Source organism: Flavobacterium sp. (genome assembly GCF_040382755.1).
Taxonomy (GTDB): domain Bacteria; phylum Bacteroidota; class Bacteroidia; order Flavobacteriales; family Flavobacteriaceae; genus Flavobacterium.
In genome coordinates this window covers 1-17,660 of record NZ_JBEIET010000034.1, presented here as the reverse complement: position 1 = coordinate 17,660, position 17,660 = coordinate 1, and the positions used below count along the sequence as shown (strand labels likewise).

Below are 17,660 nucleotides of genomic sequence, written 5' to 3'. Positions count from 1 at the left end.
CCCAAGCAAAAGCAGGGTTTTTTTCGGCAGTTGCAGATAATAAAGCAGCCATTAAATACACATCAGTAATGTGATATTTTTCAATTAATTGCTCTATCTGATTGTAATCTAACGCATTTATAACTTCAAAAATGCCGTTATTTACTACGTCATTTTCTAATTTTCTAATATCGGAAGCAATTACGTTTTCTACACCATAGGTAGCACGTAATTTAGAAGTAAGTTCGGTGCCTATTTGACCACAAGCGCCAATGATTAATATTTTGGTTTGCATAGTTAGTAGTTTTGTCTTACAAATATAAAATATTGGCAATAATAACCCGTTATTTTGTCAGTTTTTTTCGAATTTCGTAAAAACCACCTATTCAGATTATTAATTATTTATTTCACGTAATTTTAAAAAAAATCGTATAAACATTTGTAAATTTGCGACTCATAATTGTAAAAAATGAATTTTTTTAAACTTCTTATAGTATCCGTTTTTAGCAGTCTTTTGTTTTTCTCTTGTAAACAAAATGACGAGCAAGTACTACTTGTGGAAAAAATGGAGAAAAAAAACCGAGAATCTTTTGAACAAATTAATAAAGCTTGGCAGTTGAATATTCCTATAACCAGTACAGAAGTACGAGACGTTTTAAATCAATGGCAAGATTGGAAAAATTTTGAAGAAGAACTTCAACAAAAACCAAAATCATCCATTAGCGCATTTAAACACAAAGTTTTAAATTTAGTTGCAAAATCTTCTGCTTTACATACAAATGTACCTGCAAATTTTAATATCCCTCAAGTACGAAGCAGAATTGTGGCGTTACAAACTAAAATTTTAGCATTAGATACCTATTTTTCTTTAGATGTTGTGCCACACGAAAAAGTGCAAAATTTAATTACTGCTATAAATAAAGAATTAAATGCTTTTTATATGCAGTGCGAAGAAATTGTTATTAAAAATAGAATTCCAACTGAAATTGGCGAGCCAAAAATCATAAGTATTAGCGATACCACAAGAAATGCTAAGGTTGTTAATTTTGACGAATTAGAACAAAAAGAAATTTCAAAAAAGAAGTAATTTTTAGGGGTAAGGTTAAAGGTAAAGGGAAAAAGGACTTCTATTATTTACAAAATACATACTATAAATTGAGCAAATCAGCAATCATTCAAAAATATCAGCAACATCCAAAAATCGGACAAATTGCTGAATTTTTTGCGTCCAGAAAAAAAATAAATGCTACCGGTTTGGTCGGTTCTTCACTTTCATTTGTGATTGATGCTCTGTTTAAAAAATCGGAACTTCCTTTTTTATTATTGTTTAATGATAAAGAAGAAGCAGCTTATTATTTGAATGATTTAGAAGCGTTAATTAACAACCAAGACGTGTTGTTTTATCCAGGTTCTTATCGTCGTCCTTACCAAATTGAAGAAACTGATAACGCGAACGTTTTATTACGTGCTGAGGTTTTAAATAGAATTAATTCTCGAAAAAAACCTGCCATAATTGTTTCTTACACAGATGCCATTTTTGAAAAAGTAGTTACGAGAAAAGAATTAGATAAAAACACCTTAAAGGTTAGTGTTAACGATAAATTGTCTATCGATTTTATTAACGAAACGCTTTTTGAATATCATTTTAAACGTGTCGATTTTGTTTCGGAACCTGGTGAATTTTCTGTTCGAGGTGGAATTATAGATGTATTTTCTTTCTCTAATGACGTGCCGTACCGAATCGAGTTTTTTGGAGATGAAATTGACAGCATTCGAACCTTTGACATTGAAACGCAATTGTCAAAAGAAAAAGTTACTAAAATTGCCATTATACCAAATGTTGAAAATAAAATATTACAAGAAAATCGTGAAAATTTCTTAGATTATATTTCCGAAAAAACCGTTATAGTCCTTCAAAATACCGATTTATTAGGTGGAAAATTAGACCGATTATTCGAAAAAGCAAAAGAAGCCTATTCGAAACTAACACTAACGATTCATCACGCCAAACCGGAAGAATTATTCGTAAATCAGGAAACATTTTTAAAACGCGCCTTAGATTTTTCGATAATCGAATTAGATAAAAACCCAGTTTTTAAATCCGAAAAAATCGTCGAATTTTATACGCAGCCACAGCCATCATTTAACAAACAATTCGATTTGTTGATGAATAATTTAAACGATAATTTTCATAACGGAATTAAAAATTATTTATTTTCATCAAACGAAAATCAAGCCAAAAGATTCAAAGAAATTTTTAAAGATATAGATGAAGATGCGGCCATTGATGTAAAAGATAAATATGAAAATATTGTTTTTCCGTTATTTTCTGGTTTTATCGATTCGGAGTTGCAAATTGCCTGTTACACAGACCATCAAATTTTCGAAAGGTATCATAAATTTTCTATCAAGAATAATGCGTCTAAAAAACAAACAGTAACTCTAAAAGAGCTAACTGCCTTATCTATTGGTGATTATGTTACCCACATCGATCACGGAATTGGAAAATTTGGAGGCTTACAAAAAATTCAAGTAGAAGGTAAAACCCAAGAAGCTATTAAATTGGTGTATGCCGATAATGATATTGTGTATGTAAGTATTCATTCGCTTCATAAAATTTCAAAATACACCGGAAAAGAAGGTACTGCGCCAAAAATTTATAAATTAGGAAGTGGCGTTTGGAAAGCATTAAAACAAAAAACAAAAGCACGAGTTAAACACATTGCGTTTAATTTAATTCAGTTGTATGCCAAACGTCGTTTGGATAAAGGATATGCTTTCGGACCCGACTCATATATGCAAAAAGAATTAGAAAGTTCTTTTATTTACGAAGATACGCCCGACCAAATTACGGCTACTCACGACGTAAAAATGGATATGGAAAACGATCGTCCAATGGATAGATTGGTTTGTGGTGATGTGGGCTTCGGAAAAACAGAAGTGGCGATTCGTGCGGCTTTTAAAGCCGTTGATAATGGAAAGCAAGTCGCTATTTTGGTTCCAACAACTATTTTGGCGTATCAACATTACCGAACATTTACAGATAGATTAAAAGATATGCCTGTATCCGTTAGCTATTTGAACCGATTTAGAACTGCCAAACAAAAAGCGGAAACGTTAAAAGGTTTGGAAGAAGGAAAAATAGATATCGTAATTGGAACACATCAATTGGTAAATAAAAATGTGAAATTCCGCGATTTAGGCTTACTTATTGTCGATGAAGAACAAAAATTTGGTGTCAATGTAAAGGATAAATTAAAAACGATTGCAGCAAATATCGACACGCTTACTTTAACCGCCACACCCATCCCAAGAACCTTACAGTTTTCATTAATGGCAGCTCGTGATTTATCAGTAATTACTACGCCTCCGCCAAATCGATATCCAATTGAAACCAACGTTATTCGCTTTAGCGAAGAAACCATTCGTGATGCTATTTCTTATGAAATTGAACGTGGCGGACAAGTGTTTTTTATCAATAATCGTATCGAAAACATCAAAGAAGTTGCTGGGATGATTCAGCGATTGGTTCCTAATGCAAAAGTAGGAATTGGTCACGGACAAATGGATGGCAAAAAACTGGAAGAATTAATGCTCGCTTTTATAGAAGGTGAATTTGATGTTTTGGTGGCAACAACTATTATCGAAAGTGGCTTAGACGTACCCAATGCAAACACGATTTTTATTAATAATGCCAATAATTTTGGACTTTCAGATTTGCATCAAATGCGAGGCAGAGTAGGGCGTAGCAATAAAAAAGCATTTTGTTATTTTATTACACCACCCGAATCTGTTATGACAGATGATGCCAGAAAACGAATCAATGCCTTAGTGCAGTTTTCAGATTTGGGTAGCGGGTTTAATATTGCGATGAAAGATTTAGAAATTCGTGGCGCTGGCGATTTGTTAGGTGGCGAACAAAGCGGTTTTATTAATGAAATTGGTTTTGACACGTATCAAAAAATTATGAATGAAGCTATTGACGAGCTAAAAGAAAATGAGTTTGCCAATTTATACGAAGAAGAAAACGATATTGAAACCAAAGAATTTGTAAAAGAATTTCAAATTGATACCGATTTTGAATTGCTTTTTCCAGACGAATACATCAATAATATTTCGGAGCGATTGAGTTTGTATAACGAATTAGGTTCTGTGAAAAATATTGCAGAATTAGAAGCGTACGAAAAACGTTTAATTGACCGATTTGGTGCTTTACCTAAAGAAGCGGTTTCTCTATTAAACAGTGTTCGAATCAAATGGAAAGCCAAACAGATTGGTTTAGAGCGCTTAATTTTAAAACAAAATAAAATGGTTGGGTATTTTATTGGCGATCAGCAATCTAATTTTTACCAAAGTAATCGTTTTATGAATGTAATGAAATTTGCACAACAAAACGGAAATTTATGTAAAGTAAAAGAAAAAGAAACCAAAAACGGATTACGACTTTTAATCACTTTTGAAAACGTAAAAAGCATTCATAAAGCTTTAGAATTAATTGAAATGATATAATCTTAAAAAAGTAATGTTCATTTTTCAAAAAAAAAACTTATTTTTACACGTTTGCATACTAAATAACCAAAATTAAAGTTATTTATAAAAATCACAATACATTGAAAAAGATACAACTAAAATATGTGTTCACTTTTGGTATACTTGCCTTAATTTTGGCTTGTTCTACCAAAAAAGACAACTATATAAACAGAAAATGGCATTCAACAAATACAAAATATAATGTATTATATAATGGAAATTTAGCGTTAGAAAAAGGAATTACAGATGTAAAAGCGACCTATTCCGATGACTTTTGGAATGTACTTCCTTTGGAAAGAATGCAAATAACCCCTGCAGAACAAAAAGAAGGCGCAGCAACCAAAAACGCAAATTTTGAACGTGCCGAAACAAAGGCTACAAAAGCCATTCAAATCCATTCGATGAATATTGGTGGGTATGAAAAAAACAATCAAATTGACGAATCGTATTTAATGTTAGGAAAATCCAGGTATTACGAAAACCGCTATTTACCTGCTATGGAAGCATTTAATTATATTTTATATAAGTATCCAACAAGTAATAACGTGTACCAAGCACAAGTGTGGCGTGAAAAAGTAAATCTAAAGTTAGAAAACGAACAATTAGCTATAAAAAACCTAAATAGAACGTTAAAAGGACAAAAAGTTACGGGTCAGGATTTGGCAGACATTCATTCGGTTTTAGCCCAAGCGTATATTAAAAAAAATGTTTTAGATAGTGCGATTGTATCTGTAAAAATTTCCAAAAAAGAAACCAAATTAAAAGAAGAAAAAGCGCGATATACATTTATTTTAGGACAATTATATGAAAAAATGCACTATTCAGATAGTGCTTATGTGGCGTTTCAAGAAGTGATTGATATGAAACGTAAATCGCCGCGTAGTTATACTATTTATTCGCATTTGAAACAAGCAAATCAGTTTGATTTTCAATCAGGCGACACAATAGCTTTTCATAAAAATCTTGACAAATTATTGGAAAACATTGAAAACAAAAGTTTTAGAGATGTTATTCATCATCAAAGAGCGGTTTTTTACGATAAAAAAGGTAAAGACAAATTAGCTATTTTAAACTATAATAAATCTATAAAAAATAGTGTTTCAGATAAATATTTAGCTTCTTTAAACTACAGAAATATTTCTGAGATATATTACAGAAATCGAAATTTCCATTTCGTAAAAAAATATTTAGATTCTACTTTGGTGCAGTTGCCAGAAAAACATATCGAAGTGAAACCAACCAAAAAAAGGTTAGAAATTATTACAGATGTTGTAAAATACCAAGATATTATTAGCTATTCGGATAGTATTATTAGTGTTTCAAAAATGTCTGCTTCTGAAAAAATAAAATTTTATCAAAATCACATTGCAAAGTTAAAAATATCAGATTCTATTGCGGCTAAAAAAGCAGCAGATAATTTAGCGTTATCCAAACAAAATCAAAAAGCAGATATGTTTTCTGGAGACAATTTTAGTGATAACCTAAACCCAAAAGATAAAAATTCAGCCGGCGGAATTTCGATGGCTAAAAATCCCGTTTTAGAACAACCATTAACAAAACAACCTGTAAGTTCATCGGGTATGCAAAGCAATTTTTATTTTTACAATGCTGTAACGGTTGCGCAAGGTAAAATTAATTTCAAGAAAAAATGGGGCGAAATTAAATATGGCGACAATTGGAAAACGATAGCCGTATCAAATCAAAACCAAACGGAAAACGCTTCTGAAGAGGAAACAGAAGAAGAAACAGTTGATAAAATAGATGAAGTAGGTGCTGAACCAAAATATAAAACGGCCTTTTACATTGATAAGTTGCCTAAAGATTCGAAAATACTTGATAGTTTAAATGTTGAAGCAAATTACGCTCGTTTTCAATTGGGTTCTATTTTTAAAGAAAAACTTAAAGAAAATAAGTTAGCCATAACTTCTTTTGATGATATTTTAGTAAATACACCAGAAAATAAATTGATTTTACCAACCTATTATAATTTATACCAATTATATAGTGCTGAAAAAAATGAAAAAGCACTCGTTTTCAAACAAAAAATCGTTTCAGAATATCCAGAAAGCCGATATGCTTCAGCTTTTAATAACACTACAATAAATGCCGACATTACAGCGGATTCCGAATTTAATATGTTGTATACGAAAGTTGAAAAAGGATTGTTTAGAGAAGCAAATTTAGAAATAGATGCTTTGCTAAAAAAATACGACGGTGATGAATTAAATGCTAAATTCGATGTTTTGAAAGCAAAAATTACGGCAAGATTATTCGGACTTTCAGCATATAAAGAGGCATTACAAAAAATTGTAGAAAACTATCCAAAAGCCGCTGAAACCAAAAAAATAGAGTCAATTTTAAATACAGATATTCCTGTTTTGGAATCTTTAAAATTTGGAGAAAAACCGAAAACATATAATTTGGTTTTTATCACCAATTATCCAAACGAAGTTTCGCATAAAAATTTAATTGAAAAGCTAAATAAATATGCCAAAGAATCTGGTGATAGCAAAGTAAAAGTGTCAAATGACATTTATAATGTAGATAAGAATATGATAGTTTTACACGGTATAATTAATAAAACAACTGCAGAATCCGTGGCTAATTATCTAAAAGAACATAAGGATTTCAAACTAAAAGATACGCCAATTATTATCTCGAATGAAGATTATAAAGTAGTTCAGGTAAGAAAAAATATTGAAGAATATTTGGCTAAAATCAAATAACTGAAAAATTAGATTACGATTTATTAGTAAAAACGTATAGAATTTAGACCAACCACCATTTTTAGAAATAGGGTTTCTACTGACCTAACATAAGTAATGCAAAACAACAAAAACAAACCTTTGAATAAATGGATTCAATTTATTACAATGCCTTCTCAAATGGGAGTTATTATTTTTATAGGTGTTTATGTTGGTTTGAAATTAGATGAATTTTATAAAAATGAAAACTTGTTTACTGTAATATTTTCTTTAATTAGTGTTTTTATTGCTCTTTACGTAGTAATAAAAAACTTAAATAATCTGAATAAAAATGATTAAAATTTTTTTAAAATCAATCTTTCAAATACTAATATTGACTTTTTTTTTAACAATTACACAGTTTTTAATATTTAGAAATTCAGTGTATGGTTTAACAAATCCTTTTGTAATTAAATCTTATATGTTTTTAGTAGTTTTAAACATAATTTCGTTTTTATTACTTTTAATTGTTAAAATAAAAAAGCCAGATTATGTTGGATATACTTTTTTAGGATTAGTATTAATAAAAATGATAGTATCTTTTACTTTTTTGTTTCCAACAATAAATTCAGAAATTGCAAATAAACAAAACATTATATTAATGTTTTTTGCTTTATATTTTATATATCTTATGTTTGAAACAATAATATCAGTAAAATTAATTAATTCGGAAAAATAAAATATTTAAATTCTTATTTAAAAAATCAACAATTTAATTTTCTTTTTTTAATAAATAATGTACCTTTGCAAAAAATTTTATACAACGATTTATTAAATATTAAGTAGAAATGAATTTTACAAAGAAAATTTTATTAAAATTAATTTTATTTACTTTTTTTACAAATACTGTTTTCTCAAATAATGAAAGCAATAAAGTTGTAGAAGAATTTAATGCTACTGATATGATAAACGATCACATTGGTGATTCACATGACTTTCATATCGCTGATTGGAATTCCCACCCAATTTCGTTGTCTTTACCAATAATTTTATGGTCTAATAATGGTTTAGTATTTTTTTCTTCAAAAAACTTTCATCACGATAATTCAGGTGAGCATGCTTATGAAATCAACGGTGAATCATTTGTGAAATTTAATGAAGTAATCTATTATAAAGAAGGTTTTGAAAAATTAACTGAAGACCAAAAAAGCGGTTTAAATAACGGCTTTAATTTTGATGCTCGACCTTTGGATTTTTCTGTAACAAAAAACGTTTTTTCATTGTTTTTTTCTATTTTGGTCCTTTTGATTTTGTTCTATTTTGCATCTAAATCTTACAATAAAGAAATTGCTGCGCCAAAAGGTATTGCTTCATTTTTAGAGCCAATTGTGCTTTTTATTAGAGATGATATAGCAATTCCTAACATTGGGGAGAAAAAAGCAAATAAATTTTTACCTTATTTGCTTACTTTGTTTTTCTTTATTTGGATAAATAATTTAATTGGTTTGATTCCATTCTTTCCATTTAGTTCAAACTTAACAGGAAATATTTATTTTACTTTTGTTCTTGCATTTTTAACATTTATTATAACAACTGTAAATGCCAATAAAGATTACTGGAAACATATTTTTATGCCACCAGTTCCAAAATTATTGTATCCTATTATGTGGCCTGTTGAAATTCTCGGAATATTCACAAAACCCTTTGCCTTGATGATTCGTTTGTTTGCAAATATCTCTGCGGGACACATTATTATTTTAAGTTTGATTTCATTGATTTATATATTTAAGTCTATTGCTATTGCACCTGTATCTGCAGCATTTGTTTTATTTATGAGTGTTTTGGAGATGTTAGTTGCAATTTTGCAAGCTTATGTATTTACTCTTTTAACCGCATTATTTATTGGTAATGCAGTAGAAGAACATGATCATCATTAATTTGAGTTTTATTAATTATTAACTATATAAATTTAACACTATGGTATTAGCAGGAATTGGAGCTGGTTTAGCGGTAATCGGAGCTGGATTAGGAATTGGAAAAGTTGGTGGATCAGCAATGGACGCTATGGCAAGACAACCAGAAATGGCTGGAAAAATCCAAACTGCAATGATTATTGCTGCAGCACTTGTAGAAGGTGTTGCGTTATTCGCAGTTGTTGTTGCATTGATTGCAAAGTAAAAAAACTTAACACTTCTTTATCACGGTTGGTGAGAAAGAAGTGTTTTTTAAGATTAATTTTAAAACTACATATATATGAATTTTACAGCACCTGAAAGTTTAATATTCTGGACAACCTTGATATTTATTTTATTTTTCTTATTAATGAGAAAAATGGCTTGGAAACCAATTTTATCTGCTGTTAAAGACAGAGAAAACAGTATTAAAGATGCTTTATTATCTGCAGAAAATGCAAAAAAAGAAATGATGGCTTTAAAATCTGATAACCAAAAATTATTAGATGAGGCTCGTGCTGAAAGAGATACAATGATTAAAGAAGCAACTGCTATCAAAGAAAAAATGATTGCTGATGCTAAATCTGAGGCGCAAACTCAAGGTGCGAAGATGATTGAACAAGCGAAAGCTACAATCGAAAGTGAAAAAAATAATGCAGTTGCTGAAATCAAAAATCAAGTATCTTCATTATCTTTAGAAATCGCAGAAAAATTATTAAAAGAAGAATTATCTAACAAAGAATCTCAAACTAAATTGGTTGAGAAAATGTTAGCTGATGTTAAATTAAACTAATCTAAAGTTATGTCAAGAGCTGCGATTAGATACGCAAAAGCAATTATAGATATCGCTACAGAAAGCAACAACGCTGCTGCTGTAAATAACGATATGAAAACTATTGGGGCTGCCATTAAAGAAAACGGAGAATTACACGAATTTTTATCAAATCCTATAGTAAACGGAACGATAAAAATGAATGCATTAACAGAAATTTTCCCAACTTTACAAGCAGAAACGAAAGGTTTGTTTCAATTGTTATTAGCGAATAAAAGATTTGAAATTTTGTCTGCTATTGCAACACAATTCAATACATTATTTGATATTGCAAGCGGTATTGAACAAGCAGTTGTTACGACAGCTGTTCCGTTAACTGCCGAATTAGAAGTGTTGGTTACCAATAAATTGAAAAAATTTTCTTCAAACACTATCTCTATTACTAATGTAGTAGATGCTTCCATTATTGGAGGTTTTGTTTTAAGAATTGGCGACAAACAATACAATGCTTCTGTAGCAAACAAATTACAACAACTAAAAAGAGAATTTACATATTAAATAAATACCATTAAATATATATAAAATGGCAGAAATTAAACCAGCTGAAATTTCAGCAATATTAAAGAAACAATTATCAGATTTTCAATCTGGCGCTACGTTAGAAGAAGTAGGTACTGTACTACAAGTTGGTGATGGTATTGCTCGTGTATATGGTTTATCAAATGCGCAATACGGTGAATTAGTTCAATTCGACAACGGATTAGAAGCTATCGTATTGAACTTAGAAGAAGACAACGTTGGTGTGGTTTTATTAGGACCATCTACAGGAATCAAAGAAGGTTCTAACGTAAAAAGAACGAACAGAATTGCATCTTTAAAAGTTGGTGAACAAATGGTTGGCCGTGTGGTGGATACATTAGGTAACCCAATTGATGGTAAAGGACCAATCGGTGGCGAATTATTCGAAATGCCTTTAGAGCGTAAAGCACCTGGAGTTATTTTCCGTCAACCGGTAACGGAACCATTACAAACAGGTATCAAAGCTATCGACGCAATGATTCCAGTTGGACGTGGACAACGTGAATTAGTGATTGGTGACCGTCAAACTGGTAAATCATCAGTTTGTTTAGATACCATCTTAAATCAAAAAGAATTTTATGATGCTGGTCAACCAGTATTCTGTATATATGTTGCAATCGGACAAAAAGCGTCTACTGTTGCATCAATCGCAAAAACATTAGAAGAAAAAGGTGCAATGGCTTATACAGTTATTGTTGCTGCAAATGCTTCTGACCCAGCGCCAATGCAAGTATATGCTCCTATGGCAGGTGCTGCAATTGGTGAGTACTTCCGTGATTCAGGTCGTCCTGCATTAATCATCTATGATGATTTATCTAAGCAAGCCGTTGCTTACCGTGAAGTATCTTTACTATTAAGAAGACCTCCAGGACGTGAAGCGTATCCAGGAGACGTTTTCTACTTACACTCTCGTTTATTAGAAAGAGCTTGTAAAGTAATTAACGATGACGAAATTGCTAAAAATATGAATGATTTACCAGATTCTTTAAAAGGAATTGTAAAAGGTGGTGGTTCATTAACAGCGTTACCAATTATCGAAACACAAGCGGGGGACGTTTCTGCATACATCCCAACAAACGTAATTTCGATTACGGATGGACAAATTTTCTTAGATGGAGATTTATTCAACTCTGGGGTTCGTCCTGCAATTAACGTAGGTATTTCTGTATCTCGTGTTGGAGGTAATGCACAAATTAAATCAATGAAAAAAGTATCGGGTACTTTAAAATTAGACCAAGCACAATTCCGTGAATTAGAAGCTTTCGCGAAATTTGGATCTGACTTAGATGCGGTTACTTTAAATGTAATTGAAAAAGGTAAACGTAACGTGGAAATCTTAAAACAAGGTTTAAATGATCCGTTTGCTGTTGAAAATCAAGTAGCAATTATATATGCCGGAACGAAAAACTTATTAAGAAATGTTCCTGTAAATAAAGTAAAAGAATTTGAAAAAGATTATTTACAATTCTTAAGCTTAAAACATAAAGACGTTTTAGATGCATTAAAAGCTGGTAAATTTGATGATAACATCACAAATGTATTAGAAGCTGCTGCAAAAGAAATTTCTGCAAAATACTAATTAATTAGGTAAAAGGTAAAAGGTCTTGGGTATTAGGTAAAACGAATACCCAACACCATAAACCCAACTCCCAATACCCAATAAAAATGGCAAATTTAAAAGAAATTCGTAATAGAATTGTATCTGTATCGTCAACGATGCAAATCACTTCTGCTATGAAAATGGTTTCGGCGGCTAAATTAAAAAAAGCGCAAGATGCTATTACTGCAATGCGTCCTTATTCTGAAAAATTAACCGAGTTAATTCAAAGTTTAAGTGCTTCTTTAGAAGGTGATGTTGCTGCTAATTATACGACTCAAAGAGAAGTAAAAAAAGTTTTAGTAGTGGCTATAACTTCAAATAGAGGTTTGTGTGGCGCATTAAATTCAAATGTATTAAAACAAGTTAAAATTTTAACTGAAAAATACGGTCACGATAATGTTGGTATTTTTGCCATTGGTAAAAAAGCAAATGATGGTTTACATAAAACAAACTATGTAATTGCTAATAGAAGTGACATTTTTGACGATTTAACTTTTGATAACACGGCAGAAATAGCTCAGTCATTAACGCATTTATTTTTAGATGGTGAATATGATAAAGTAGAATTGGTTTACAATCAGTTCGTAAATGCAGCTACACAAAATGTTGTAAACGAACAATTTTTACCATTAGCACCAATTAAAGGCGCTGCTGCTATTTCATCTGATTACATTTTTGAGCCTTCAAAAGAAGAAATTGTATTAGAATTAATACCAAAATCGTTAAAAACTCAATTATACAAAGCGGTTAGAGATTCATTTGCTGCAGAGCACGGTGCACGTATGACAGCAATGCATAAAGCAACAGATAACGCAACTGATTTAAGAAATCAATTGAAATTAACATATAACAAAGCACGTCAGGCTGCAATTACTGGAGAAATCTTAGAAATTGTTGGTGGTGCGGAAGCATTAAATAATTAATTTTATTTACTGTTTTATAACTTCTTAAAGTCCCAATTTATTGGGACTTTTTTATTTGTATTAATTGCTAATTAAATTATAAAATCCTTTTAATCAGTTTAATCCGTGGCGAAAAAAATTAATTATCAGTTTTATAAATTTAGTGCTAATTCGTGAAATTCGTGTTGCATTAAATTATAAAATCCTATTATTCAATTTAATCCGTTGGCGAAAAAAATTATATATTTGTATAAACCGATTTGTTATGAAAAACATTTTTACAGCCCTATTTTTTATTTTCAGTTCTCTTGTATTTTCACAAAATCTTCAATTAGAAGAGATAATGAAAGGCAACGAATTTATTGGTCATCAACCTTCTAATCAACGCTGGTCTGTAGACGGAAAAACCATTTATTTTGAGTGGAATCCGAAAAATGACTTAGGCGATACAACCTATTATTGGCAATCTGGTTTCACAGAACCAAAGTTACTTTCAAATGAAGGCTTCCGTTTTTCGGAAATTCAATATCAAGGGCAAGAAAATTTTGATGTAGTGTATTATACAAATCAGGGCGCCTTATTTTCGTATCATAAAAAAACAAAAGAAAATAAAATACTTTTTCAAACGACTTCAAATATCAATTCTGTTCAAAGAAGTACAAATCAAAACATCATTTATTTTCAACAGAATAAAAACATATTTCAATTAAATTTAACGAATTTTCAATTGTTACAACTTACCAATTTTAAATCTGGAACAGCTTCTTCAGAATCCAATAAAACTTCTTTTCTAAATGATCAACAAAAAGAATTATTTCAATTTGTAAACGAGGAAAAAGCCAAATCAGAATGGAATAAAAAACGCGCCGCAGAAAAAAAACTTAAATTTCCTTCGGAGATTTTATATGGTACGAATGCTTTAGAGTCTTTAAAAATTAACCCAAATGGAAAATTCGTTACGTATACACTATCGGAATATCCAACTACAAAAGATACAAAAGTTGAAAACTTCATTACGAATGATGGGTACACAAAAAACAAATCGGCACGTGAAAAAGTATCTATAAATAACAATAGCAAGCATAAAATGTATGTGTATCATATCGAGAAAGATACGGTAATGTCAATTTCATTTTCAAATCTAACAGGTATAAAAACCTTTCCAAAATACTATCAAGAATACGACAATTTAAAAAATTTAGAATCTGTTGAAAAAGCAATAACGATGCAAGCGCCAATATACAATGCATTGGGAAATTTAGCTGTTTTTGAAGCCAGAAGTTTAGATAATAAAGACCGTTGGATTCTTCAATTAAACCTAAATGACGCAACGGTTTCAGAATTAGAGTACCAACACGATGAAGCTTGGATTGGCGGACCTGGAATTCCAGGATATAATTTTAGTAATGGGACGTTAGGGTTTTTAGCCGACAACAAAACCATTTATTTTCAATCAGAAGCAACTGGTTTTTCTCATTTGTACACTTTCAATTTGGAAACAAAAAAGAAAACACAACTAACACAGGGTAAATGGGAAGTTCGCGATGTAGTTTTATCAAAATTATCTAATTCTTTTTATATTACAAGTACCGAAACACATCCTGGAAATCGTTCGTTTTATAAATTAGATATTTCGTCTGGTAAAAAAACACCAATTTTAACCAATGATGGAGCGTATGAAATTGAATTATCACCAGATGAAACCAAATTAGCCATTCGGTATTCAAATAGTAATACGCCTTGGGAAATTTTTATGGCGGATAATAAACCCAATCCTACTTTAAAACAAATTACGTTTTCTACTTCTACTGCTTTCAAAACATACAAATGGAAAAAGCCTGAAGTCGTTTCTTTTAAAGCAACAGATGGAACGGATGTTTTCGCCAGAGTTTATAATCCAAAAACAGAAAATAAAAATAAAGCGGCTGTCATATTCGTTCACGGAGCTGGCTATTTGCAAAATGCACACAAGTATTGGAGCACCTATCACAGAGAATATATGTTTCATAATCTTTTATCCGATTTAGGCTACACTGTTTTAGATATAGATTACCGTGCAAGTGATGGTTACGGTCGCGATTTCAGAACCGGAATTTACCGTCATATGGGTGGTTTAGATTTGTCAGATCAATTAGATGGGAAAAAATATTTAGTTGAAAAGTTAGGCATTGATGCTAATAAAGTTGGAATCTACGGAGGTTCTTATGGCGGATTTATAACACTAATGGGATTATTAACCAAACCTGGTGAATTTAAAGCAGGTGCAGCTTTACGTTCGGTTACCGATTGGGCGCATTACAACCAAGGCTACACCGCTAATATTTTAAATTTTCCTGAAACAGACCCGGAAGCTTTCAAAAAAAGTTCGCCAATTTATTTTGCGGATAATTTACAAGATAAGTTGTTAATGCTTCACGGAATGGTAGACGACAACGTGCAATTTCAAGACATTGTTAGAATGACACAGCGTTTTATTGAACTTGGCAAAAAAGATTGGGATTTAGCCGTTTTTCCAGTAGAAGCGCACGGATTTCAAAAAACCTATTCTTGGGTAGATGAATATAGAAGAATTTTGGACTTATTTAATGAAAATTTAGTAGATAAAAAGTAATGGAAATTCGTATTTTAACTCAAAAAGCCGAAATGTTAGCGCATTTGGATATCGTAAAACAATTATATCCTGATTTTACCGTTGAAAAGTATGGCACGCTTTTAGATGAAATGCTTAAAGCCAACTACCAACAAGTTATTGTTACTAAAAATAACAAAACAATCGCTCTAACAGGTGTTTGGATTGGAACAAAATTATGGTCTGGGAAATACATAGAAATTGATAGTTTTGTGGTTGATGAAGATTTTAGAGGGCAAAAAATTGGTGATATTTTAATTAAAGAAGTACACAAAATTGCTGAAAAAGAAGGTGCAAATCAGATTGTTTTAGACGCCTTTACAACCAATTTTACCGCTGGAAAATTTTATATCAATCACGGATTTCAACCAAAAGGATTCCATTTTGTAAAAATATTGAATTAAAAAAAATGAAAATAATTGGACTTCTCGCAATAGCGTTTTTGAATTTAGTTTCTTGCTCTTCTAATAAAGTGCACCAAGAAACCAAACATTATTTTCAAAAAATCACGTATCAAAATTGGGTTGGCGGCGTAAAAGGTGCTGGGGGTGGCACTATTATTAATATAAAATTATTTAAAAGTATACCTGAAAACACACAATTAATAAAAATTCAATTTCAAAATAGAGAAGGAAATATCACAAAATTAAATGATTTATCCTATCAAGCGTCAATTAAAACATTTGATAATGAGTCTGAAACGATTCCAACACCTACAATAAAAACAAATTTAAAACCCAATCAAGCAAAGGTTTTCTTAAAAATTAATAGTAAGGAAAGCACCATTATCATTGAGGATGTAAAAGAATTACCAATGTTAGCCTATCCTTCTGCAAAACCAATAAATAATTAACTATTTTTGTTCTTTAAAATAAAATAAATTGAGCTCAAAAAGAAGCCTTTTAAAACAAACCCTAATTTATGGCATTGCAACGGTATTACCCCGTGTGATGAGTTTTTTATTGGTGGGATTGCACACAGATTTAATGCCAAAAATCGCATATGGTGAAATAACAATTTTGTTAGCCTATATGATTTTTTTCAATGTTATTTTATCTTACGGAATGGAAACGGCTTTTTTTAGATTTTATCATAAAGAAGACACAAGCACCAGCGAAATTTCGCAACAACATAAAAAAGAAGTCGTTAGTACAGCTACAGTTTCTATTTTTTGGAGCACCATTTTGTTTTTGTGTATTGCCCTTTTATTTCAGAAAACACTTGCTGGTTTTTTAAATATAGATAAAGAATATATAAACTACGCCATTTGGATTTTAGCTTTCGATGCGCTTGTAATTATTCCGTTTTCTAAGCTTCGCGCAGATCAAAGACCTATTAGATATTCTGTACTAAAAATTTCTAATGTTGTAATCTATCTGCTATTAAACGTATTTCTGTTGGCAATTTTGCCTAAGTTAGCACAAGCCAATCCGCAAGGTTTTTGGAGTTCTTTTTATGTGGAAGACTATCAAATTGGGTATGTTTTCTTGTCAAATTTAATGGCGAGTTTGTTTACTTTTGTGTTGTTTATGCCGCATTATTTTAAACCCAATTGGTTTTTCAATACCGATTTATGGAAAAAAATGCTTCATTATGGTTGGCCAATACTATTTGCAGGTTTGGCTTTTGGAATCAACGAACATTTAGATAAAATTTTATTGTCAGAATGGTTAGATCCTACAATTGCTAAAGCAGCTGTTGGAGCCTATTCGGCTTGTTATAAAATTGGTTTATTTATGGTTTTGTTTCGTACTGCATATACTTTGGGTATTGAACCGTTTTTCTTCAGTCAAGCTGGAAATGCCAATGCGCCACAAACCTATGCCACAATTACTAAATATTTTGTCATTTTAGGGTCGTTAATTTTATTAGTTGTAGTTGTTTTTGCAGATGTAATAAAATTCTTTTTAGTACGACAAGAAGAATATTGGGAGGCAATGACAATAGTGCCTTTAATCATAATCGCGAATTTCTTTTTAGGGATTTATACGAGTTTATCTGTTTGGTATAAATTAATTGATAAAACAATAATT

At 30.9% G+C, this 17,660-nt stretch carries 15 protein-coding genes; 14 read left to right on the top strand and 1 reads right to left on the bottom strand.

What is annotated here, in order from left to right; all coding sequences use genetic code 11:
* Nucleotides 1-274 (bottom strand): NAD-dependent epimerase/dehydratase family protein (locus ABWO04_RS05135; protein WP_353077939.1); only part of this gene is annotated, 274 nt, incomplete at its 3' end.
* A 174-nt stretch (nt 275-448) separates the two neighbouring features.
* Here ABWO04_RS05135 and ABWO04_RS05130 point away from each other — a divergent pair.
* From ABWO04_RS05130 to ABWO04_RS05065, 14 genes are all read left to right on the top strand, one after another.
* Nucleotides 449-1,066, top strand: a complete 618-nt coding sequence (locus ABWO04_RS05130) for a hypothetical protein (protein ID WP_353077937.1) — start codon at nt 449-451, stop codon at nt 1,064-1,066.
* A gap of 68 nt (nt 1,067-1,134) precedes the next feature.
* A complete protein-coding gene (gene mfd / locus ABWO04_RS05125; protein ID WP_353077935.1) occupies nt 1,135-4,488 on the top strand; it encodes a transcription-repair coupling factor in 3,354 nt (1,117 codons plus the stop codon).
* Nucleotides 4,489-4,589: 101 nt separating this feature from the next.
* Nucleotides 4,590-7,235 (top strand): type IX secretion system periplasmic lipoprotein PorW/SprE, encoded by a 2,646-nt coding sequence (porW, locus tag ABWO04_RS05120; protein WP_353077934.1) that lies wholly within the window; start codon nt 4,590-4,592, stop codon nt 7,233-7,235.
* Between the two features lie 96 nt (nt 7,236-7,331).
* Nucleotides 7,332-7,553, top strand: coding sequence for an AtpZ/AtpI family protein (locus ABWO04_RS05115; protein ID WP_353077932.1), 222 nt, complete (start codon nt 7,332-7,334; stop codon nt 7,551-7,553).
* 488 nt (nt 7,554-8,041) lie between these two features.
* Complete coding sequence (gene atpB, locus ABWO04_RS05110) at nt 8,042-9,130, top strand: F0F1 ATP synthase subunit A (RefSeq protein ID WP_353077931.1); 1,089 nt, start codon at nt 8,042-8,044, stop codon at nt 9,128-9,130.
* Nucleotides 9,131-9,170: 40 nt separating this feature from the next.
* Nucleotides 9,171-9,371, top strand: coding sequence for an ATP synthase F0 subunit C (gene atpE / locus ABWO04_RS05105; protein ID WP_353077929.1), 201 nt, complete (start codon nt 9,171-9,173; stop codon nt 9,369-9,371).
* Between the two features lie 75 nt (nt 9,372-9,446).
* Complete coding sequence (locus tag ABWO04_RS05100; protein WP_353077927.1) at nt 9,447-9,938, top strand: F0F1 ATP synthase subunit B; 492 nt, start codon at nt 9,447-9,449, stop codon at nt 9,936-9,938.
* A gap of 9 nt (nt 9,939-9,947) precedes the next feature.
* The gene (gene atpH, locus ABWO04_RS05095; RefSeq protein ID WP_353077925.1) at nt 9,948-10,475 is read left to right on the top strand and encodes an ATP synthase F1 subunit delta; all 528 of its coding nucleotides are present in this window, start codon (nt 9,948-9,950) and stop codon (nt 10,473-10,475) included.
* A gap of 25 nt (nt 10,476-10,500) precedes the next feature.
* The gene (gene atpA / locus ABWO04_RS05090; protein ID WP_353077923.1) at nt 10,501-12,075 is read left to right on the top strand and encodes a F0F1 ATP synthase subunit alpha; all 1,575 of its coding nucleotides are present in this window, start codon (nt 10,501-10,503) and stop codon (nt 12,073-12,075) included.
* 86 nt (nt 12,076-12,161) lie between these two features.
* Nucleotides 12,162-13,019, top strand: a complete 858-nt coding sequence (atpG, locus tag ABWO04_RS05085; RefSeq protein WP_353077921.1) for an ATP synthase F1 subunit gamma — start codon at nt 12,162-12,164, stop codon at nt 13,017-13,019.
* Between the two features lie 244 nt (nt 13,020-13,263).
* On the top strand, nt 13,264-15,609 hold the full coding sequence (locus ABWO04_RS05080; protein WP_353077919.1) for a S9 family peptidase: 2,346 nt from the start codon (nt 13,264-13,266) through the stop codon (nt 15,607-15,609).
* The gene (locus ABWO04_RS05075; RefSeq protein WP_353077917.1) at nt 15,609-16,031 is read left to right on the top strand and encodes a GNAT family N-acetyltransferase; all 423 of its coding nucleotides are present in this window, start codon (nt 15,609-15,611) and stop codon (nt 16,029-16,031) included. Before ABWO04_RS05080 ends, ABWO04_RS05075 begins: the two co-directional genes overlap by 1 nt.
* A gap of 5 nt (nt 16,032-16,036) precedes the next feature.
* On the top strand, nt 16,037-16,480 hold the full coding sequence (locus ABWO04_RS05070; protein WP_353077916.1) for a hypothetical protein: 444 nt from the start codon (nt 16,037-16,039) through the stop codon (nt 16,478-16,480).
* 28 nt (nt 16,481-16,508) lie between these two features.
* A partial coding sequence (locus tag ABWO04_RS05065; protein ID WP_353077915.1) for a lipopolysaccharide biosynthesis protein occupies nt 16,509-17,660 on the top strand: 1,152 nt, incomplete at its 3' end.

Excerpts from the sequence above, each read along its gene's own strand:
- ABWO04_RS05130 (WP_353077937.1), top strand. The coding sequence starts at position 449 with ATGAATTTTTTTAAACTTCTTATAGTATCCGTTTTTAGCAGTCTTTTG.
- ABWO04_RS05115 (WP_353077932.1), top strand. The coding sequence starts at position 7,332 with ATGCAAAACAACAAAAACAAACCTTTGAATAAATGGATTCAATTTATT.
- atpB (WP_353077931.1), top strand. The coding sequence starts at position 8,042 with ATGAATTTTACAAAGAAAATTTTATTAAAATTAATTTTATTTACTTTT.
- atpE (WP_353077929.1), top strand. The coding sequence starts at position 9,171 with ATGGTATTAGCAGGAATTGGAGCTGGTTTAGCGGTAATCGGAGCTGGA.
- ABWO04_RS05100 (WP_353077927.1), top strand. The coding sequence starts at position 9,447 with ATGAATTTTACAGCACCTGAAAGTTTAATATTCTGGACAACCTTGATA.
- atpH (WP_353077925.1), top strand. The coding sequence starts at position 9,948 with ATGTCAAGAGCTGCGATTAGATACGCAAAAGCAATTATAGATATCGCT.
- atpA (WP_353077923.1), top strand. The coding sequence starts at position 10,501 with ATGGCAGAAATTAAACCAGCTGAAATTTCAGCAATATTAAAGAAACAA.
- atpG (WP_353077921.1), top strand. The coding sequence starts at position 12,162 with ATGGCAAATTTAAAAGAAATTCGTAATAGAATTGTATCTGTATCGTCA.
- ABWO04_RS05080 (WP_353077919.1), top strand. The coding sequence starts at position 13,264 with ATGAAAAACATTTTTACAGCCCTATTTTTTATTTTCAGTTCTCTTGTA.
- ABWO04_RS05075 (WP_353077917.1), top strand. The coding sequence starts at position 15,609 with ATGGAAATTCGTATTTTAACTCAAAAAGCCGAAATGTTAGCGCATTTG.
- ABWO04_RS05070 (WP_353077916.1), top strand. The coding sequence starts at position 16,037 with ATGAAAATAATTGGACTTCTCGCAATAGCGTTTTTGAATTTAGTTTCT.